16 protein-coding genes are annotated in these 20,108 nt (G+C 48.8%); 8 read left to right on the forward strand and 8 right to left on the reverse strand.

Annotated features, from left to right (window positions below):
* Positions 1-21: 21 nt before the first annotated feature.
* Positions 22-903, reverse strand: a complete 882-nt coding sequence (locus SHEWANA3_RS08940) for a LysR family transcriptional regulator (RefSeq protein WP_011622400.1) — start codon at positions 901-903, stop codon at positions 22-24.
* Between the two features lie 272 nt (positions 904-1,175).
* Between SHEWANA3_RS08940 and SHEWANA3_RS08945 the strand changes: the two genes are divergently transcribed.
* From SHEWANA3_RS08945 to SHEWANA3_RS08960, 5 genes are all read left to right on the forward strand, one after another.
* Entirely contained in the window at positions 1,176-2,426 is a 1,251-nt protein-coding gene (locus SHEWANA3_RS08945; protein WP_041412602.1) for an MFS transporter, read from the forward strand.
* A 330-nt stretch (positions 2,427-2,756) separates the two neighbouring features.
* A complete protein-coding gene (locus tag SHEWANA3_RS23575) occupies positions 2,757-2,906 on the forward strand; it encodes a hypothetical protein (RefSeq protein WP_166485346.1) in 150 nt (49 codons plus the stop codon).
* Between the two features lie 2 nt (positions 2,907-2,908).
* The gene (locus SHEWANA3_RS08950) at positions 2,909-3,826 is read left to right on the forward strand and encodes an alpha/beta hydrolase (RefSeq protein WP_011716720.1); all 918 of its coding nucleotides are present in this window, start codon (positions 2,909-2,911) and stop codon (positions 3,824-3,826) included.
* Between the two features lie 94 nt (positions 3,827-3,920).
* A complete protein-coding gene (locus SHEWANA3_RS08955; protein ID WP_011716721.1) occupies positions 3,921-4,967 on the forward strand; it encodes an NAD(P)-dependent alcohol dehydrogenase in 1,047 nt (348 codons plus the stop codon).
* Positions 4,968-5,075: 108 nt separating this feature from the next.
* On the forward strand, positions 5,076-5,513 hold the full coding sequence (locus tag SHEWANA3_RS08960) for a cupin domain-containing protein (protein ID WP_011716722.1): 438 nt from the start codon (positions 5,076-5,078) through the stop codon (positions 5,511-5,513).
* Positions 5,514-5,615: 102 nt separating this feature from the next.
* Here the strand turns inward: SHEWANA3_RS08960 and SHEWANA3_RS08965 are convergent, their stop codons facing one another.
* Together SHEWANA3_RS08965 and SHEWANA3_RS08970 are read right to left on the reverse strand one after the other, a co-directional pair.
* Complete coding sequence (locus SHEWANA3_RS08965) at positions 5,616-5,990, reverse strand: cyclophilin-like fold protein (RefSeq protein ID WP_011716723.1); 375 nt, start codon at positions 5,988-5,990, stop codon at positions 5,616-5,618.
* Positions 5,991-6,071: 81 nt separating this feature from the next.
* The gene (locus SHEWANA3_RS08970; protein ID WP_011716724.1) at positions 6,072-6,611 is read right to left on the reverse strand and encodes a cupin domain-containing protein; all 540 of its coding nucleotides are present in this window, start codon (positions 6,609-6,611) and stop codon (positions 6,072-6,074) included.
* Positions 6,612-6,820: 209 nt separating this feature from the next.
* Between SHEWANA3_RS08970 and SHEWANA3_RS08975 the strand changes: the two genes are divergently transcribed.
* Positions 6,821-7,729, forward strand: a complete 909-nt coding sequence (locus SHEWANA3_RS08975) for an AraC family transcriptional regulator (RefSeq protein WP_011716725.1) — start codon at positions 6,821-6,823, stop codon at positions 7,727-7,729.
* A gap of 342 nt (positions 7,730-8,071) precedes the next feature.
* Entirely contained in the window at positions 8,072-9,634 is a 1,563-nt protein-coding gene (locus tag SHEWANA3_RS08980; protein WP_011716726.1) for an MATE family efflux transporter, read from the forward strand.
* 155 nt (positions 9,635-9,789) lie between these two features.
* Here SHEWANA3_RS08980 and SHEWANA3_RS08985 read toward each other — a convergent pair whose 3' ends face one another.
* Entirely contained in the window at positions 9,790-10,008 is a 219-nt protein-coding gene (locus tag SHEWANA3_RS08985; protein WP_011716727.1) for a DUF2986 domain-containing protein, read from the reverse strand.
* Between the two features lie 268 nt (positions 10,009-10,276).
* Here SHEWANA3_RS08985 and yqfB point away from each other — a divergent pair, with 268 nt between their 5' ends.
* Entirely contained in the window at positions 10,277-10,609 is a 333-nt protein-coding gene (gene yqfB / locus SHEWANA3_RS08990) for a N(4)-acetylcytidine aminohydrolase (protein ID WP_011716728.1), read from the forward strand.
* Between the two features lie 159 nt (positions 10,610-10,768).
* Here yqfB and SHEWANA3_RS08995 read toward each other — a convergent pair whose 3' ends face one another.
* The 4 genes from SHEWANA3_RS08995 to SHEWANA3_RS09010 form a co-directional block, all read right to left on the reverse strand.
* A complete protein-coding gene (locus SHEWANA3_RS08995; RefSeq protein WP_011716729.1) occupies positions 10,769-13,825 on the reverse strand; it encodes an efflux RND transporter permease subunit in 3,057 nt (1,018 codons plus the stop codon).
* Complete coding sequence (locus SHEWANA3_RS09000) at positions 13,822-17,085, reverse strand: efflux RND transporter permease subunit (protein WP_011716730.1); 3,264 nt, start codon at positions 17,083-17,085, stop codon at positions 13,822-13,824. The genes SHEWANA3_RS08995 and SHEWANA3_RS09000 overlap by 4 nt, the downstream gene beginning before the upstream one ends.
* 12 nt (positions 17,086-17,097) lie before the next feature.
* A complete protein-coding gene (locus SHEWANA3_RS09005; protein WP_011716731.1) occupies positions 17,098-18,162 on the reverse strand; it encodes an efflux RND transporter periplasmic adaptor subunit in 1,065 nt (354 codons plus the stop codon).
* Between the two features lie 286 nt (positions 18,163-18,448).
* Complete coding sequence (locus SHEWANA3_RS09010; RefSeq protein ID WP_011716732.1) at positions 18,449-19,735, reverse strand: citrate synthase; 1,287 nt, start codon at positions 19,733-19,735, stop codon at positions 18,449-18,451.
* Positions 19,736-20,108: the final 373 nt, after the last annotated feature.

A 20,108-nucleotide genomic window follows, 5' to 3' on the forward strand; every position in this document is an offset into this window, starting at 1 on the left:
GGCCCTTTTTATTGCTTTGTGTTAACGGTTTTTCATTAAAAATTCCACAAAGGCGCGGTCGGCTTGGCTGACGGGGCGCTGCTTTTTCCACGCGATATGCAGATTTAAAAACACCGGTGGGTCAAAGGGTTTGGCGAGAATGTCGTCTTTTGGACTGATGGCCATTTCGAGCACGCTAGTAATACCAAATCCCTGTGACACAATCTGTTTGATTAAGTTAATCAGGTTGGTCTCAAAGGCAATATTGGGCTTTTTACCCAGCTCTTTGGCCTGGGAGAGGATCCATTCCCGGTGGAAATAGCCAGTTTTAAACATCACTAATTCATGGTCAAAGAAGTCGTTGAGGCTGACGGCAGGATGATCGGCGAGCGGGTGCTCGGCGCCCATGGCGATCACCATCTGTTCACGGATCAATAATTGGCTATCGAAGTCACTCTGTAAATCTTGGGCGGTAATGATGGCGATATCTACTTCTTCCTGCTGTAACATCCGCAGCGCGTCACGGGTACCGCCTTCAAACAGTGAGAGCTTTAGCTCGGGATATTGATGGCGAAACGCCATGAGACGAGAGGGCAGATAGAAGGAGCCCAGCATGCCCGGCACCGCTATCCGCACTTCCCCTGAGGTGAGATTCGCCATGGCGCGGATTTGCGCTTCGGCCTGTTTGATTTGTTTTAGGATCAAAGTGGCATGTTGATGCAGCACTAATCCTTCGGCGGTGAGCGCGAGGTGCTTGTCATTCTTATTGCTGGTGCGATTAATCAGTGTCACTCCAAGCGACTGCTCAAGCCGTTTAATGCTTTGGCTTAGGGCCGGCTGCGCCATATTGAGCTTCTTGGCCGCCGCGGTAAAACTGCCGGTATTGGCCAGCGCATCTAAATGTTTAAGTTGGCGTATATCCATGATGATTCATCTTTTATGCTGGATGGTACTTATGCTCAAGCGCACTTATGCACGATTATTCTTATGCTTGAGGGCACTGTGCTTTAAGGGTTAATAATGCGCTACAACCCTGTACTGTCGTATCTCGCATTGCTTGGCCGATAACAGGGTGTATCGCAACTGTTAGCTATAACAAAAATCAATAATTTCAATATAAATTATCTATTATTGTTATGTTATGCCCAGTGCTAATCTTTGTCTATCCTGAGTGTGATGCGTTATCGAGGCCAAAAGTGCAAGCCGTGTTAGACACTATTATCGACAGTAAACAACGTGATACCCGACTGATGTGGGCCCTGTGTGTGGCTTCCGTGGTGGTGTATATCAATCTGTATTTGATGCAGGGCATGTTACCGCTGATCGCCGAGCATTTTGCGGTATCGGGCTCTAAGGCAACGCTTATCCTTTCGGTCACCAGCTTTTCGCTGGCGTTTTCGCTGTTAATTTATGCGGTTGTGTCCGACAGAATTGGCCGCCACACGCCGATTGTCGTGAGTCTCTGGCTACTGGCGCTGTCGAATCTGCTGTTGATTTGGGCTGGGGATTTTAATGCTCTTGTCTACGTCCGCTTTTTACAGGGCGTGCTGTTAGCGGCGGTGCCCGCCATTGCCATGGCCTATTTTAAGGAGCAACTCTCGCCAAGCACTATGCTCAAAGCCGCGGGTATTTATATCATGGCCAACAGTATCGGCGGGATTGTCGGTCGGTTACTGGGCGGGGTGATGTCGCAGTTTTTATCTTGGCAAGAGTCCATGTGGCTGCTGTTTTTAGTTACGCTTGCGGGCGTTGCCTTAACCAGTTATTTATTGCCTTCTGGCGCCGATGCGCAGGCGGTATCGGGCGGACAAACCACCTCGCCAACACTGTCAAAACGGGCACGTTTATTACAGGATATTTATGGCTTTAGCCATCACCTAACCGATCCACAGATGCGTTTAGCCTATGCCATCGGTGGGATCACTTTTATGATGATGGTGAATCAATTTAGCTTTATTCAGCTGCATTTGATGGCCGCACCTTACGAGTGGAGCCGTTTCCAAGCGACGTTGATCTTCCTGTGTTATTCCAGTGGTACCGTGGCTTCTTATTTTACTGCCAAGTGGCTGGCCAAATTTGGTCAGCACAAGTTATATCAATGGTCTTGGTGCTTGATGTTACTGGGCAGTTTATTGACCCTGTTTGATACGCCAGTCACGATTAGCCTAGGCTTTTTGATGACGGCCTGTGGCTTCTTCTTAACCCACAGCTGCTGTAACTCCTTTGTGGCGATGCGCGCAAGCCGTGACCGCGCTAAAGCCACCTCGCTGTATTTATGTTGCTATTACTTAGGCGCCGCGCTGGGCGGGCCTTACCTGATGCTATTTTGGCATAAAGCCGAGTGGCAGGGAGTGGTGATGGGATCATTAACTCTCCTTGCATTAATCGCCTTAGCTATCGGTCGATTGCGTTATCACCAGACCCAGATGAGCCGCGTGACGCTCTAGTTTGCTAGGCCCGTTGGCGCAGCTCTTCGCCACAGATTCAATATTTGATGAACGCTTAGGCCAACGACTCCCCGTTGGCCTTTTTGTACACCTAATTTGCCCTTGCGGGTATTCGCGTTAAACCGATACATACAGCCGAGCGCGACATTTCTGCTGCCTTATCGGGCATTCATTTCCTCATCTCTCATTGCGCAATTTCCGCATTTTTGGAGTTTTAGGCAAGTAACCACGAGTTTCATGGCTTCAATATTGTGGTCGTTTTGTCGACAATTTCAGCATGAGTTGCCATGGCATTTAACGCATATCGCCTAAGCCCATTAAGGACTGAATATGAAAACATCGAACGGTGCATTGTCTTTGGCGGTATTGCTGATCTCGGCATTGTTGATAAATACCAGCTTGTCGGCCTTTGCGGCAACATCGGGCCATCATGGTGATTTATCCCATGGTGCTAACAATTTTATCGGAGTGAAACCCTGACTATGCAAAAAGTAACTTTTCCAAATCAATACAAGATGAATGTCACGGGCAATCTTTATTTGCCTAAGGATATGAAGGCTGGCGAAAAACGCGCCGCCATTATCGTAGGCCACCCTATGGGTGCGGTAAAAGAACAAAGCGCCGTGCTCTATGCCCAGCAACTGGCCGAGCGTGGCTTTGTAACCCTTGCCATCGACTTATCCTTCTGGGGTGAGAGTGAGGGCAATCCCCGCAATGCCGTGCTGCCGGACATGTACGCTGAAGACTTTAGCGCTGCAGTAGACTTTCTGGGCACTAGCGAGTTTGCCGACAGAGAGCGCATTGGCGTGCTCGGGATCTGTGGCAGCGGTAGTTTTGCCATTAGCGCCGCGAAAATTGATCCACGCATGAAAGCCATTGCCACCGTCAGCATGTATGACATGGGCGGATTTAGCCGTCATCTCTATGGCAAGTCGTTGACCTTAGCGCAGCGCCAACAAATGATCGCCGAGGCGGCCGCGCAGCGTTATGTGGAGTTTAGCGGCGGTCAAACCCAATACACCGGCGGTACGCCCCATGAAATCGATGAAAACTCTCACCCCATTGCTAAGGAGTTTTATGATTTCTATCGCACCCCTAGGGGAGAGTTTACGCCAGCGGGATCATCGCCTGAGCTGACGACGCATCCGACCCTAAGCAGTAACACTAAGTTTATGAATTTCTATCCATTTAACGATATTGAGTCTATTTCTCCGCGCCCCTTGTTATTTGTTGCTGGCGATGAAGCGCACTCACTGGAGTTTAGCCAAGAAGCCTACAGCCTCGCAGCGGAGCCTAAAGAACTCTATCTGGTAAAAGGTGCTGGCCATGTTGACTTGTATGACAGAGTGAAGCTGATCCCCTTCGATAAGTTGACGCAGTTTTTCACTCAATATCTGTAATTTAGCTCATGGGCCAGCGCTTTTGCTGGCCTTGATTCGTTTTCGCAGAAGCGTGTCATTTTACGTTTCTGCCTCAATCCACAGGGGATGAAATATGCAAACCATTGGATATGCCGCAGCATCGGCGCAAAGCCCGCTAGAACCTTATCACTATGAGTGCCGTGAATTACGGGACAACGATGTCGCTATCGAAATTCTCTATAGCGGCGTCTGTCATAGCGATTTACATACAGTGAAAAACGATTGGGGCTGGACGGTTTATCCTACTGTACCAGGCCATGAAATCGTTGGCCGCGTGGTGCAAGTGGGCAGCCAAGTGAACAAATACAAGGTGGGCGATCATGTCGCTGTGGGCTGTATGGTCGACAGCTGTCAGGAATGTACTCACTGTCATCACGGTGAAGAGCAATTCTGTGAGCAGGGTTTTACCCAAACCTACAACAGTGCCGATAGGCAAACCCAAGAGCTTACCAAGGGCGGCTATGCCAAGCATATCGTAGTGCGCCAAGAGTTTGTGCTGAGTATTCCGACATCGCTCGACCTTGCTAAAGTCGCGCCCTTACTCTGTGCGGGGATCACCACCTATTCGCCCTTAAGAACTTGGAACGTTGGGCCTGGCAGTCAAGTTGCTGTTATTGGTATGGGCGGTTTAGGCCATATGGCGATCAAACTTGCGGCCGCGATGGGCGCCCATGTGACTGTACTGAGCCGCTCGGAAAGTAAGCGCAGCGATGCGCTCGAACTGGGTGCGAGTGACTTTTTGATCTCTTCAGATCTTGAGCGCATGCAGCAAGCCGCCAATCGCTTCGAGCTTATCATCGATACAGTGCCAACAAAGCATGACATTACCCCGTACCTGCCATTATTGAATGTGGATGGCACGCTCACCTTAGTCGGTCAAGTGGGGCCGATTGCTGAAGTAAATACTGTGCCTATGGTGATGGGACGTCGCCGTATTGCCGCCTCACTCATTGGTGGCATTGCCGAGACTCAGGAGATGCTCGATTTCTGCGGCCGGATGAACATTTTGCCTGAGGTCGAGATGATCAAAATGGAGCAGATTAATGAAGCCTTCGAGCGGTTGGAAAAATCCGACGTGCATTACCGATTTGTGATCGATATGCAGGCCTCTTCCTTCTAGGCTTAAGAAGGTTATTTCATTTGTTAAAAGGACGGTTTGCGGATCATTCCCCATGCCGCCATCACTTTTAAAAATCAGTTTAAGACAACGTCAGTAAAGGAGTTTTTAATGAATACCTTAGAAACCGCATCTATGACACTGATCCCCGCTGGAACACAACAGCCGATTAAAGGGCCGAGTGAATGGTTTACCGGTGAGGTGGTGATCAGCAGCTTATTTAATGCGCCGCCACCCGCGCGGGTGGGTATGGCCGTAGTGAACTTTTCCGCGGGCGCGCGAACCCATTGGCATAGCCATCCACTCGGGCAAATGCTATTGGTCACTCAAGGTGAAGGCTGGACCCAGTGTGAAGGGGGGGAGCGCACCACGATTCGCCCCGGGGATTTGATTTGGTGTAATTGTGGTAAGCGTCATTGGCATGGTGCAACAGCATCATCTTCCATGCAGCATGTGGCCGTTCAAGAGGCGCTTGATGGTAAACCGGTCGATTGGTTTGAACCTGTTACTGATACAGTGTACTTAAATAGCGGCAGTGTCAGCGAGTAACTCAATCACTGGCGAAAGTACTCGGAATTTAAAATAAAAGGCGAACTCAGTGTCGCCTTTTTTGCTTTTGATGTTTTGCTTTTGATGTTGTGCTTTTGATGATTAGGGCTGTTTATCGAACACCACATCGAGATCGTCGCCGCTAAGCAGTTCGACAAATTCTTCACTCATTGCTTTGCTCATCTCTTGATTAAGAGTGCCGAGCGGGATTAAGCCATCGGCATACCCATAGTCCCTATAAAACAGAGCTAAGTTACCCCAAGGGGCATAATAGGTGATATCGCCACGCTTAGCGCTGGTGCCTTTGGGGGCCTGCGCTTTGGTGAGCTTTTGCTCAAGCATGGCGATTTTTTCGGTATTGGCATAGTCCTTAAGCGTTAGCTTTAGGGGTAAGCTGGCGTAGAAATCCTTTGCCGTTGGATTATCGAGGAGGGTAAATCGATAGGCTTTGCCGTTTGCGGTCACAATAATGTTCATCGAAGTCTCCTTAGATTGCGTCATGGCGTTTTTAGCTTGATTTGGTTTAACTTGCTTTGGCGAAGAGTCGCTAAGCTTGATTCAGGGCTTGTCGTATTGAGCTGGGGAAACACTTTCTAGCCATGTGACCACCTTACCCGCGTTGGCTTCTTGTATGGCGATATGCGTCATGGGTGTGTTGCTCGTCGCGCCATGCCAATGTTTGACATTCACAGGGATCTGCACCACATCCCCAGGGTGAATTTCAAGGCGTGTTTGACCTTCTTGCTGCACCCAGCCCATTCCAGAGGTGACGATTATGGTTTGCCCCACTGGATGAGTATGCCAATGGGTGCGACTGCCCGGCTCAAAGGTGACTAAGGCGCCAGATGCGCGACCTTCGCCCTTGGCTTGGAATAAAGGCTCAACGCGCACTGGGCCAGTAAAATAGTCTTCGAGCCCTGTCACTGGGAGTTGAGTGCCATTGCGGGCAATACTGATTTGCTCAGCAGTAATCACGGTTTTAGGCCTTGCCTCTGACACAGGCACTGACACAGGCACTGATGCTGGCACTGGCTCTGCTGCCTGAACGCCAAGAGTTAACAATAGCAGGGAGCCTAATCCAAAATGCATAGGTTTCATCGATTCATCCTTATTCAATGGCTAAAAAATCACTTGTTCGGATCCCTTATTCTTGCCACTTGCAAACGCGCAGGGTAGTTCATTCGTCGGTAATGCTTGCCTAATTCTCCAATTGTTAGGCATTTCGTATGCTAACGAGTTAGGTAGCGAGTAAGATAAATTCAAATGACCGAGTGCCTACTGCTACTGATAAAAACGGGTGAAAACAGATGAGTGAGATGCAAATGATGAATGGTTTTTCTCAAGTGCTTGCCGACAATGTGGCCAAAAGAACCCTTGGCGTCGAATGGGCATCATCTGAGGTCGAGGGGCTCGAGTTTTATCGGCAGAATGCACCCACCTCCAACTCGGTTTGTATTGTCGAGCCAAGTATTGCGGTTGTGGTGCAAGGCGCGAAGAGTATGACCTTGGGGGAGCAGGTATTGATCTACGATCCGAGTCGATTCTTAATCACTTCGTTAGAACTACCCGCCACCATGCAAGTGTTAGAGGCCAGTACAGAAAAACCTTACCTCGGTGTCGTGCTAAAACTCGATTTGGCGGTGATGAGTGACTTAATGTTGCAAACGCCCTTAGCGAGGCAAAAGGATACGGTTACCGACCAAGGCATGATTTTAGGCCATTCCACCCCAAGCTTGTTGAATGCTTTCAGCCGTTTAGTTGCCTTACTCGATGAGCCTGAGTCGATTCCTGTGCTTGCGCCTCTGATTAAAAGAGAGATTTTTTGGCGAGTGCTTATCAGTGAGCAGGGCGCGCGCTTAAGGCAAATCGTGTCGGCGGGCAGCCATGGTTTACGCATCGCGCATTCTATCGAGTGGCTTAAAGTGAATTTTGCCCAGCATTTTAGCATCGATGATTTAGCCGATATGACCCGAATGAGTAAATCGACCTTTCACCATCATTTTCGTCAATTGACCTCGATGAGTCCGCTGCAATATCAAAAACGGTTACGCTTGATGGAGGCTCGCCGATTGATGTTAAGCGAGAGCATAGATGCTGCCGCAGCCGCTTATCGTGTTGGTTATGAGAGTCCATCGCAATTTTCCCGCGAATACTCGCGTCTGTTTGGCAACTCCCCCAAACGAGATGTCGATATCCACTGGTTATCATCGACCTGACTAAAGAAAGATACTTAGACCAACTGGTTGGGCTTAAGTGATTGGATTTAACAGGTTGGGACTAACTATTTGGAATAAGCCGTTTGGCTTAAGCGACTGACTTAAGTGACGGGCTTAAGCACGACCGAGTTACATGGCTTGAGGGCATTCGAACCAAACAGGCTATTGTGAGAGTAAAGGCCTGAGTGTGTAAGTTATTCGTAACAAACCAAATCGTTTTAATGATTTATTATGTGCGCTGCCTCATGGTAGGCTTACTTACTCAAGAGACTGCTAAAGTGGCGAGAGCCACAGACTGGATTTGATGTCAGTCCATCCAATAGATCAAGGTAAAACAACCCCATGACCCAAGCCAAATTCGTTGAAGGTTCGATTCTTCGTCATATCCTCGTGATGAGTTCGACCGCCGCCGTGGGGATTTCTGCCTTATTTGTAGTCGATTTGCTCGATATTTTCTTCTTAAGTTTGCTTGGTGAACATGAACTGGCCGCGGCGGTGGGCTATGCGGGCAGCATTTCGTTTTTTACCACTTCGATTGGTATTGGTCTCTCGATTGCACTCGGCGCGTTAGTTTCCCGCTCGATTGGCGCAAAGGATGTGGAACTGGCCAAACGCCTATTGCTCAATAGTGCGGCGGTGACCACCTTAATCAGCCTCTTTGTGAGTGTGGTGGTGACCTGTTTTATTCCCGAATTAGTGACCTTGGTGGGGGCGAGCGGCCATACCGCCGAACTTGCCGAGAGTTATCTGTACATTTTGGTGCCTTCTTTACCCTTTATTTGCCTTGCGATGGCCCTTGGCGGTGCGCTGCGTGCCGTTGGGGATGCCAAGCTGTCGATGATGTCGACCTTAGCGGGCGGCGGGGTTAATGCGGTACTGGATCCGATTTTTATTTTTCTGTTTGCCATGGGGATTGAAGGCGCGGCACTGGCGTCGGTGCTTGCCCGTATCGCGGTCTTTATCATTGCCGGGCGCGGCGTAGTCGTAAAACATCAGCTGCTGGGTAAGTTTAACTTCAGCTATTTTGTTGCCGATCTCAAACCGATTTTCGCCATTGCCGGGCCCGCCATGCTGACGAATATCGCTACGCCCATAGGTAACGCCTTTGTGACCCGCGCGATTGCCGATTTTGGTGATGCCTATGTTGCCGGTTGGGCGGTGCTTGGTAGATTAATCCCAGTCACCTTTGGGATGATTTTTGCGTTATCCGGTGCCATTGGGCCGATTGTTGGGCAAAACTTTGGCGCGGGCCGATTCGACCGGGTGCGTGAGAGTTTAACCAAGGCGATTCAATTTTGTACCTTGTATGTGGTGGTGATGTCGCTATTGCTGTTCTTGCTCAAATCGCAGGTGGTGAGCCTGTTCGATATGAAAGGCGATAGCGCGGCGCTTATTGAGTTTTTCTGTAGCTATATCGCGGTGTTTTTTACCTTCTCTGGCATTTTATTTGTGGCCAATGCTTCGTTTAATAATCTGGGTAAAGCCAAATATTCCACCCTGTTCAACGTGGGTAAAGCGACGTTAGGCACTGTGCCATTCGTGTATTTGGGCGCGCAGTGGGGCGGGGTATACGGTGTGTTAATCGGCCAAGTATTAGGCTCCATTCTTTTTGGGGTCATGGGTGTATGGGTGGCCTACCGCTTAGTCGATAAAGTCGCAGTCGCAAGTCGTGCAAGCGCAGCGCAGCCTGTCGTGAGCGATACCGAAGAGGCGCAGAATAAGTGCCAGCAGCTACTGGCGGGGGATGAGGAAGAAATTGCCAATTGTGTTGGCCAAAATCTGCCCTCATCTACGAGTCCGTTTTCATCCTCCCATGTGCAAATGGGCCAATTGACCGAAGAGCAGGAATGCGAGGCGGCCACGGCCGCGGTGGATTTTGATAAAGCGAAACCGAATACGCCGTAAACCCTGAGATAACCATCTTGGTAATTTAAAGAGTCATAAAAATTCATAAAGCATAAAGGCCACTGAAAAGTGGCCTTTATGTTTGGTATGTTCGCATTCACGCGAGAGCGTTTTATGCGAGTGCGAGCATCCCGAGAGTCACGGCACAAAGAGGCTTAGCTCGCAGCCTTATCTTCCGCGCTAGAAGCGTCGACACCTGCGATCTCTTGCGCTACTTCTAAAGCCACGGCTTCTGGCGTTTCGGCTTCAAGACGCGCGCGCTCCGCTTTAGAAATATAACGCGGCTTTACACCCACCTTGGGCTTCTCGATTTTGTTTTGTTTGGCTTTTTCGCGCTTAGCCATTTTCTTAACGATCTTTTGCTTCTTGTTCATAACATCTCTAATTCGGTTTTTGCCTATGCAGGCTGAGTCCAGTGGCTCAATTAAAGCTGGATTCTAACTGAATATTGCCAATCTCTCCATGTTTTGCTGTTACGGCGCAGTCGAAGCTGTATCTAGAGCGAGATCTAAGCCGTGCTAGAATATGGCGTTTTTTATGGGTAATGCACTTTATTTATGTCAAAATTAGCGTGAGCTACCCATTTAACGTATTGATAGTCATCAATTTTTAATGCTTTAAAAAGCAATAGGTGGAGGTCACTTGTTAACTAAGATCACTTTCTTTGAGCGTTTCGAGCAGGATATTTTGTCAGGGGCTAAGACCATTACCTTAAGGAATGAAGCCGAGTCCCATGTATTTGCCGGGCAAATTTTGCCGGTATCGACCTTCGAAGCTGACCGTTGGTTTTGTGATATTAAGGTGATTGAGGTTGTGCCTGTATTGTTTTCGGCGCTGACAGAGCAACATGCTGCCCAGGAGAATATGACGCTGCCTGAGCTGCGCCGAGTGATCCAAGAGATTTATCCCGGCCTTGAGCAGTTATTTCAAATTCACTTTTGTGTTGTGAATACAAGGGCGCACCCTATTAATTAACTGAATTGACTAAGCCTGTTGATTTAGCCCATTGATTTACCCATTGGTTAACGCTATTGGCTAAGCTCTGTTTATAAAAAATAGGCTGGCTTGTTTTGATGCAAGTCAGCCTATTATCTTTCAAGTGGAATGAGAACTTATCTCGCAAACATTAACTAGTTAAACCGTCCAAGGTAGGAGCTTTTGGGCGATGCGGTTCGATTCACCCAGGCGCACCGCGGCGCGATAACGCATTCTGTAGAGCAGTTGGTAACATAATGGCACCAAATATAGACTCGTCACCGTTGAGAACGACAAACCGCCGATAATCGCGATGGCCATTGGCGAGTACGGTGGGCCACCGCCGCCGATTTGGGTATCGCCCATCGCCAGTGGCACAAGGCCCAGCACGGTTGTTCCCACTGTCATCAGTACCGGGCGCAGACGGGTAATACAGACTTCGCGTATGGTATCCGGCAGCTTATCGAGTTCAGGCGTCATTTGGTTGATTTGGTCGACCAATACGATGCCGTTATTCACCACAATGCCCATTAGAATCAAGATCCCTATCATGGCCATGACTGACATAGGCGTGCCTGTGAGCAGCAAAGCCCAAAAGACCCCTGTGATCGAGAACAGAATTGAGGTGATAATCGCCGTCGGTAATAATAAAGATTCAAACAGCGCCGCCATTACGATGTAAATCATAGCGATAGCAAGCAGCATATTGATAGCCATCACGCTCTGATCTTCATCCTGACGCTCAAATCCACCGCGCAGCGAATAGTTATAACCATTCGGGAAGCGCACATTTTCCATCACCTGTTTGATCTTCGTTTGGGCTTCCTCTGTGGTGAGATTATCTAAGTTCGCCCCGATAGAAAGCGAGGTTTGTCGATTATAGTGCTTGATGGTATCGAACCTAGGTTGGATCTCGATACTGGCAAGGTTATCAAGGGTATACAGACGTTGGTCGATACGCACGATCGGCAGTTGTTTTAGCTTCTCGAGGGATTTTTGCCATTCCTTCTCATAGGCCATTTCGATACGCAGTTCCCCATTGGGGTCGTGTCTAAATGAGCGTAGCGGTGAGCCGCGCAGGGCCATTGATATGCTAGAAGCCACTTCGTTGAGTTTTAAATCCAGTCGTGCCGCCATCTGACGATTTATGCGGATCACCACTTCCTGCTGCGCACCGTTCACTTCGGATCGCACATCCACTAACCCTTTGATATTGGAGAGTAAGGGTAATACTTGCTCACTCAAATGGATAAGCTCTGAGGTGGAGCGACCTGTGAGCGTGACGCGTACGCCCGAGTTATCATTGCCCCAGCCAAATTGAGGCTTAGCAATGGAGAATTTAGGAAAACCGCTGCGGATTTTCTTCTTTAATTCATCCAGTGGCATGGGCAGGTCTTTTTTCAGCAAAATCACCGAAGAGGCATCGTCGGGCGCATAGTAGCTATACACTGAGTCGATATGGAATTCCTCTTTATTATTATAAAGATACTCTTCCATTTGGCTCACCATTGCCTCGGTCACATTGAGGTTATGGCGACCCTCCACTTGGTAGTTGACGTAAATGCGCTCCTTACTTTGGCTGTCCTCCTGATCCTGTTTGACCATCGACAGCGGCAGGGCGGTGGATATTAAAATCGCCACCGAAATCAGCCCAGAACGCCAAGGACGCAGCAGTACCCAGTTGAGGCTACGATTGTAGAAGTTTTGTAACTTACCTGGCGCTTTCTCCGGCGTGATATCGAAGTGAAACTTAGTCAACATCAATGGAATTAATGTTTTAGCCACTAACAGTGAGGCCGCCAGCGAAATACAAATCGCAATCGCCACATGCTCAAGGAAGATGGTGAGCTCGACTTTAACCCCAAAAATGTTGGGTAAAAATACGATAGCCGTGGTCATAGTGCCCGCAAGTACGGCAAGACTGACTTTATCGACCCCTGTCATGACCGCATTTTCATTGTCTTGAACACTCTTAGTATTTTTACCTTGTTTCTCCTGCAGCACACTCTCGGTGACCACGACCGCATTATCGATAAGCATACCGACCGCTAATAACAGTCCCATCATCGACAGAATGTTTAAGCTGTAACCCAGTAGATACATGGCGGCCAGTGTCATACCAATCGAAATCGGCACTGATGACACCACAATCAAGGTCATCTTGAAGTTTCTCAGGAATAAATACAGCACGATAAAAGACAGCAAGGCGCCGATTAATCCCGACAGCAGCAGATCCGAGAGGGAAGATTTTACGCCAGAGGCTTGATCTTCCATGATAAACAAGCGAATACCTTGGAATTGTTGATCTTGCTTGGCAAGCTCAATCACCTTTAATACCCGATCAGACACTTCCACTAAGTTGGCGCCGGATTCTTTAAATACATCCAAACCCACGGCGTAATGCTTATCTAAATGACGCCCTTCTACCCGTTCAGGCAGCGCAAATTGCACATCGGCAACGTCACCTAAGGTCAGCCCAGGCAATAGCACTAGGGCTTTAATGTCTTCTAGATTGCGAAACTCGCCCTTAGGTGACACCTGATAAACCAGATTACTTTCCCGCAAAGTGCCAGCGCTCAACACAAAGTTTTCGCGGCCGAGACGCGTCTGTAACTCGGTTGCCGAATAGCCACTGGCGGCGAGGCGGTTAGCATTGATCCTGACCTCAATCTGCTTTTGCTCAACCCCATAGAGATTGACTTTAGACACCCCCTCGACCCGCTCCAGCGGGCGTTTGAGCTGTTTATCAAGCAAGTCGAATGCGCCAGAGAGCTCGCGGTCGCTCGAAATCCGTATGGTCAATACTGGCATATCGGCGGTGGAGAATTGGCGGATAAACACCCGTTCAACATCCTTGGGCAATAAATGCCGCACCGCATCGATTTTTTCCCGCGCTTCTAAGCTTTTAGTGGCGACGTTTTCGCCCCATTTCATATTGATTTCGATTTCCGAACCCTCTTGGGAGGATTCGGACTCCAGCTCATCGATACCGCCCATAGTGGCGAGGGACTCTTCGAGCACCTTAGTGATATCGCGCTCAACTTCCGCTGGCGTTGAGCCTTTATAAGGCACTTGCACCACAATTTGTGGAATATCGATGCCGGGGAACATTTCGAGCGGCAATAGGCGACTAGAAGCCAAACCAAACAGCAAGATAGCAAAGAAAAACATGCTGGTGGTGACAGGGCGTTTTATCGCTAAACGGGTGAGGTTCATAGGCGAGCCTCCGTGGTTTCTGCCGTGTTGTCTTGCTCTGTGGCGGTATGCGTAAACTCTTTACGGTCAAACAAGGCATAGAGCACTGGAATCACAATCAGGGTCAATAGGGTCGAGAGGCTCAGACCAAAGATTACGGTAATCGCCATTGGTGCGCGGACTTCTGAGCCATCGCCTAAACCTAAGGCCATCGGCAGTAAACCTAAAGTTGTGGTTAAGGTGGTCATCATAATCGGGCGCAGACGGGATTTGGCTGCGACCTTAATGGCCTCAAGCTTGTCCACGCCTTCGGTGCGCAGCTGATTAATCCTATCCACGAGTACGATGGCGTTGTTGACCACAATCCCCGCGAGCATGATGAGGCCGATAAACACCACCACACTCAAATGAGTTTGGGTGATATAGAGCCCCAGCACGCTACCTGCCAGCGCCATCGGCACTGCAAATAAGATCAGCAGCGGATGCAGCAGCGATTCGAACTGACTCGCCATCACTAAGTACACCAGAAAAACAGCTAGGATTAATGCAATCTTCAGTGATTGGAATGAATGCTCCATTTCTTCATTTTGCCCACCAAAGCGTGCTTGAACCGAGGCGGGCAACACTTGTGCCGACAAAATTTGCTGCGCTTCGGCCACTGCGTCACTTAAGTCGCCATAGGCAAGGTTGGCCGATACTAAGGCCACGCGTTGTTGGCTGATGCGGTTAATTGCCGATGGACCTAATTGCAATGACACTTCGGCCACGGCGCTCAGGGCTATCGGTTGTGGGCTGTTGGGGTTGATGATTAGCGCATCGATATCACTGATTTGATCCCGCTCATTCAGTTCGCTACGCACTAAAATATCAATTTTGCGGTCACGTACTGTGTATTGACTGGCGACCGTGCCACCGACGCGCTGGGCAATGCGATTGGCGACCGTGGGCGCATCCATGCCTAAGGCGGCTAAGCGAGCATGGTCGAAGCGAATGCTAAGTTCTGGCTGACCATCACGCAGGCTAGTATTCACATCGGCAAAGCGCTCGGAGGCGGAAAGCGCCTTAACCAGATTATCGGCACTGCGTTTGAGCAAGTGTAAATCGTAACCTGTGAGTTCAATCTCCAATGGGGTTTTAAAGCTGAAGAGTTCAGGTTGCTCGATTTTGGCTTCCAGTTCAGGGATGCGGCGTGCGGTGTCTCGCAGCACTTGCGTTACTTGGTGGTAAGCCGTGTGATCGTTCAGAACGACCTGTAAACGCCCCCAGTTTTCGCCGCCACGGGCGGTATCAGAGGTCATGAGACCGCCGCTGCCTGCTTGGCTATAGGCATGTTTGACTTCGGGCCTGTCTTTAATCGACATCGCGAGTTGTTGCAGCACTTTATCGGTTTCACCGACCGCAGTGCCAGGAGGCAGCAGGATCTCCACATAAAACTCCCCCTGGTTCATCGGTGGGATGAGTTCCATACCAAGACGGGGCAGCAGGCTAATACAGGCACCTGTGATCCCAATGGTCAGTAACAAGGTGGCGACTTGTTTACGTAGCGCCATCGCCAGCAGTTTGTGATAAACCGACTCGATAGCGTGGTAAACAAAGTTAAAACCACTGCTCAGTGGGCGCATCACTAATCCAAGCAGCCAAGAGAAGAAGCGGCCAATGACTAACGCTAATGTCAGCAATGCACTCGGTAAGTAGCTAAAAAGCAACACAATCGGGAAGGAAAATACCGTCGCACTGTAGTGTTTTAACTTACCGAGCTTAGTAGTGGGTTTCTCCTTCGGGGTTTTCTTGATGAGTTCTGGCAGTGCTGTAAAGCCTTCGCGGGAGGCTAGCATCGGAATCGAAGTTAATGCCACCAAGAGTGATGCTAGCAGAGCAAAGGTCACTGTGAGGGCTTGATCCGAGAACAGGGCGCCGGCAATACCGTCGACAAAAACCAAGGGGACAAACACCGCGAGTGTGGTTAGGGTGGAGGCGAAAATCGCGCCCGCCACTTCTTTGGTTCCAGTCACTGCCGCATCTAATTTGCTCATGCCTTCACTACGGCAGCGGTCGATGTTTTCCAGCACCACAATGGCGTTGTCAACCAAGAGCCCAATGGCGAGCGCAATACCGCCTAATGACATGATGTTTAAGCTGATATCGGCAAAGTACATCATGTTAAAGGTGGCAATCACCGAGAAGGGGATCGAGATAGAGATAATCAGCGTCGGGATAATATTGCGCAGGAACAGGTAAATCACCAGCATGGACAAAATACTGCCCATCAACGCGGACGAGGTCACTTCGCTAACGGCACTCTCAATAAACTCGGACTGATCGTAAATCACTTCCAGTTTGTTTTGCTTCGGATCTTGGTTGATTTTGACTAGCTCATCGCGCAGCTTTTTAGCCACCGCGACCGTGTTGGCATCGCCTTCCTTATAGATAGCCAGTTCAATCGACTCTTGGCTGCCGATACGGGTGATGTCGCTACGCTCTTTAAAGGCATCGGTAATGGTGGCGACTTCGAATAGACGTACTAAGGTCTGTGCGTCGCGATAGACGATCACTTGTCCCAATTCTTCCAATGAATTGAATTGGTTAAGGGTACGTACCAGATATTCGCGGTCGCCTTGGATCACTTTACCCGCAGATAAGTTGATGTTTTCTTCGTTGATGCGGCGTTTAATGTCGTCAGCATTCAAATTGAGCTGGGATAACTTTTCCTGATTGAGCTGAATATGCACTTCCTGTTCTAAGCCACCGGATAAGCGCACCGCAGCCACACCAGAGAGGGCTTCTAAACGGCGTTTAAGTTCTTCCTCGGCGTAGGTACGCATCTGCTTGAGTTCAGCCTCAGACGCATTAGGCACCGACAGCGCTAAGCGCATGATAGGGTCAAGGTTGGGGTTAAAGCGAAGCAATAATGGCTTTTTAACATCCAGTGGTAGTGCGATAGTGTCGAGTTTTTCACGCACATCGAGGCTCGCCATATCCATAGTGGTGCCCCATTCAAACTCGAGCACTACATCGGACATGCCAGAGCGGGAGATAGAGCTTATCTTACGCAAGCCTTTCACCACGCCGACGGCTTCTTCAATGGGTTTTGAGACCAGTTGTTCTACTTCAACGGGCGCCGCACCATCGTACATGGTCCGAATGGTTAAGGTGGGGTAACTTAAATCGGGCAGGAGTTTTACCGCTAAGCGCGAAAACCCCACCATACCGAATAACATAATGGCCAGCATGAACATCCATACCGTGACTGGCCGTTTAACTGAGGTGCTGATGATTGACATGAAAGACTCCTATCAGTTCTTCGCTGAGGCCAAATCGAGTGGGGTAATGACTTCAACTAAGGATTGGTCTTTCAAATTTTGCTGACCACGGGTCACGACTTGCTCGCCGGGTTTGATACCGGAGACGACTTCCACCGAGTCACCTTCGCGGTAGCCGATTTCGACTTCGCGGCGGTTGGCATTGCTGCCGTCAATCACATACAGGGCTTGCTTATTGTCTTGGTTGATCAGGGCACTGTAGGGCACAGTGATCACATTCTCATGGGTGTCATACTTCAATTCGACCCGTGTGAACATCCCGGCTTTTAAATGCGCATTTTGATTGGGCACGGCCAAGGTGACTTTAAAGGTGCCGCTCTGTGGGTCGACCACAGGGCTGATGCGCAGCACTTTCGCGTGGATGGCATTTTTGCTCTGTTGATTGCTAAAGACTTGGGCTTCTTGGCCTAAACGTAGGCTAGTTAATTGTTGCTCGGGTAAATGGACAATCCCGTGCAGCTCGTCTTGATTGACGATATAGAAGAGGTCACCAAATTCCTGCGCCATGTTGCCCGCTTTGACATAACGTTTAGCAACAATACCATCGATGGGCGAAACCACATGGCTTTCTTTAACTTGTAATTCAGCAAGATCCCGTCTTGCAATGGCGGCTTGCAGGTTGTATTCGAGCTTTGCCATGGAGTCGGCACTGATAAACTCTTTATTGGTCATCTTCTTCAAGCGGTTTAACTCTTGCTCGATGATTTTCACTTCGGCTTCGGAGCGGTCGAGATCGTATTGCTGGCGTTTGGCATCGATAACCGCGAGGATTTGTCCTTTTTGCACCCGGTCGCCTTCTTCGACATTAATGGCTTCGATAAGGCCTGCGATGCGGCTCACGACGTTAGCTTCCTGTGGGGCTTCGAGGGTGGCGGTAGTGCTATAAAACGAAGACACATTACCCTGCATCACGGTAGTGGTTTCGACGGGAATGGCATATTGTTCTTCTTTTTTAGCCACTTCCTCTTCGCCGCATGCTGCTAACATTGACACTAACAGCACGGGTAGGGCGAACTTAGCAATTGTTGACTTTTCCATAAGAGTATTACCTGTTGTCATTTTTGTGATGCCATCTGAAAGCAGAAAACATGCCAAAGTTAAAAATGCATTAATTTCAGTAGATTAACTTAAATTTGTCAGATTGTAGATTAGGCAAACTTACTAAATGTAGCTAAAAAGTTTAAAAAGTGATGAGAAATGCTAAATAAGCTGAAGCGAGGTCATTCGGGATTGTGTGGCTGGGAGTGATAAGAAGAGCGAAGGGCGGGTATGAAAATCCCAATAAAAAAGCGCCCAGTGGGCGCTTTTAATCGATAAATGCCGATTAGCGTTTATCCTGGCTTACGAAATCACGCGAAGTCTCGCCAGTATATAGCTGACGTGGACGGCTGATCTTGTGACCTGGTTGATCCAACATTTCTTTCCAGTGAGCAATCCAACCCACAGTACGTGCTAATGCGAACAGTACGGTGAACATGCTAGTTGGAATACCAATGGCTTTCATGATGATGCCAGAGTAGAAGTCAACGTTTGGATAGAGTTTCTTCGAAATGAAGTACTCATCTTCCAGCGCGATACGCTCAAGTTCCATGGCCACATCTAATAATGGATCTTGTACTTTCAGCTCTTTTAACACTTCGTGACAGGTTTCACGCATCACTTTGGCACGTGGGTCAAAGTTTTTGTAAACACGGTGTCCGAAGCCCATTAGACGGAATGGGTCATTCTTGTCTTTCGCACGGGCGATGAATTCAGGAATACGGTCTACTGAACCGATTTCTTCTAACATTTGTAGACAAGCTTCGTTCGCGCCGCCGTGTGCAGGGCCCCATAAAGAAGCAATACCCGCAGCGATACACGCGAATGGATTCGCGCCTGAAGAACCGGCTAAACGTACGGTTGATGTTGACGCGTTTTGTTCGTGATCCGCATGTAGAATGAAGATACGATCCATAGCACGTTCAACGATTGGGTTTACCTTGTATTCTTCACAAGGCACGGCAAACATCATGCTTAAGAAGTTGCCTGCGTAGCTTAAGTCATTGCGTGGGTAAACGAATGGCTGGCCAGAAGAGTACTTGTAGCACATAGCGGCAATCGTTGGCATTTTGGAGACTAGGCGATACGCGGCGATTTCGCGGTGGCGAGGATCGTTGACATCGAGTGAGTCTTGATAAAATGCAGACAATGCACCAGTAACACCACATAACATCGCCATAGGATGAGCATCACGACGGAAACCTCTAAAGAAGAAGGCGAGTTGCTCATGAACCATAGTGTGGGTTTTTACTGTGTGTACAAATTCAGCATATTGCTCTTTCGTCGGCAGTTCACCGTAAAGCAGCAGGTAACACAGGTCTAAGTAATCTGAGTCAACGGCGAGTTGCTCGATTGGATAGCCGCGGTGTAACAATATACCTTGATCGCCATCGATATAGGTAATTGCAGATTCACAGGAGGCTGTCGCGAGAAAACCTGGATCAAAAGTGAAGTAACCCTTGCTGCCAAGTTTACTGATATCGATTACGTCAAAACCAGCGGATCCTTGCTTTACTGGCAATTCTATCGAGTCGTTCCCTGGTAATTCTAATTTGGCTTTTAAATCAGCCATACCCCGTTCTCCTTACTTCGTTCTTATCTGTGAGTGCGGCATGTCAAACCGCCATTACTTTACAGCCATTCTAGATCACATTTCAATTTAAATAAGCGTTTAAATTTGTTAGACCATGGTATAAATCTCTTTACTTTCCTTGGTGCAGCTGGCACTTAGGTGAAAATATCCTTAAAAAAACAAAATTTGCATTCTGTGATGTTTGTATTTGACATTTCGCGCGAGTATACTTGCCTCCGCCTAATAAGGGCTGCAAACGATGATGTTAAAACACCCTTTGTTTACATGTTAAATAAGTGAGTGTTCAAATAGTTATCTGTTTGTTTAAACTTTGCTTTTGTGTTTACTTTTGCCCTGATTTACCCCTCGGTTT

It is taken from the genome of Shewanella sp. ANA-3 (genome assembly GCF_000203935.1).
Taxonomy (GTDB): Bacteria; Pseudomonadota; Gammaproteobacteria; order Enterobacterales; family Shewanellaceae; genus Shewanella.

What these genes read in the sequence shown, in the direction of transcription:
- SHEWANA3_RS08940 (WP_011622400.1), bottom strand. Translation starts at nt 903, where the DNA reads ATGGATATACGCCAACTTAAACATTTAGATGCGCTGGCCAATACCGGC.
- SHEWANA3_RS23575 (WP_166485346.1), top strand. Translation starts at nt 2,757, where the DNA reads ATGAAAACATCGAACGGTGCATTGTCTTTGGCGGTATTGCTGATCTCG.
- SHEWANA3_RS08950 (WP_011716720.1), top strand. Translation starts at nt 2,909, where the DNA reads ATGCAAAAAGTAACTTTTCCAAATCAATACAAGATGAATGTCACGGGC.
- SHEWANA3_RS08955 (WP_011716721.1), top strand. Translation starts at nt 3,921, where the DNA reads ATGCAAACCATTGGATATGCCGCAGCATCGGCGCAAAGCCCGCTAGAA.
- SHEWANA3_RS08960 (WP_011716722.1), top strand. Translation starts at nt 5,076, where the DNA reads ATGAATACCTTAGAAACCGCATCTATGACACTGATCCCCGCTGGAACA.
- SHEWANA3_RS08965 (WP_011716723.1), bottom strand. Translation starts at nt 5,990, where the DNA reads ATGAACATTATTGTGACCGCAAACGGCAAAGCCTATCGATTTACCCTC.
- SHEWANA3_RS08970 (WP_011716724.1), bottom strand. Translation starts at nt 6,611, where the DNA reads ATGAAACCTATGCATTTTGGATTAGGCTCCCTGCTATTGTTAACTCTT.
- SHEWANA3_RS08975 (WP_011716725.1), top strand. Translation starts at nt 6,821, where the DNA reads ATGAGTGAGATGCAAATGATGAATGGTTTTTCTCAAGTGCTTGCCGAC.
- SHEWANA3_RS08980 (WP_011716726.1), top strand. Translation starts at nt 8,072, where the DNA reads ATGACCCAAGCCAAATTCGTTGAAGGTTCGATTCTTCGTCATATCCTC.
- SHEWANA3_RS08985 (WP_011716727.1), bottom strand. Translation starts at nt 10,008, where the DNA reads ATGAACAAGAAGCAAAAGATCGTTAAGAAAATGGCTAAGCGCGAAAAA.
- SHEWANA3_RS08995 (WP_011716729.1), bottom strand. Translation starts at nt 13,825, where the DNA reads ATGAACCTCACCCGTTTAGCGATAAAACGCCCTGTCACCACCAGCATG.
- SHEWANA3_RS09000 (WP_011716730.1), bottom strand. Translation starts at nt 17,085, where the DNA reads ATGTCAATCATCAGCACCTCAGTTAAACGGCCAGTCACGGTATGGATG.
- SHEWANA3_RS09005 (WP_011716731.1), bottom strand. Translation starts at nt 18,162, where the DNA reads ATGGAAAAGTCAACAATTGCTAAGTTCGCCCTACCCGTGCTGTTAGTG.
- SHEWANA3_RS09010 (WP_011716732.1), bottom strand. Translation starts at nt 19,735, where the DNA reads ATGGCTGATTTAAAAGCCAAATTAGAATTACCAGGGAACGACTCGATA.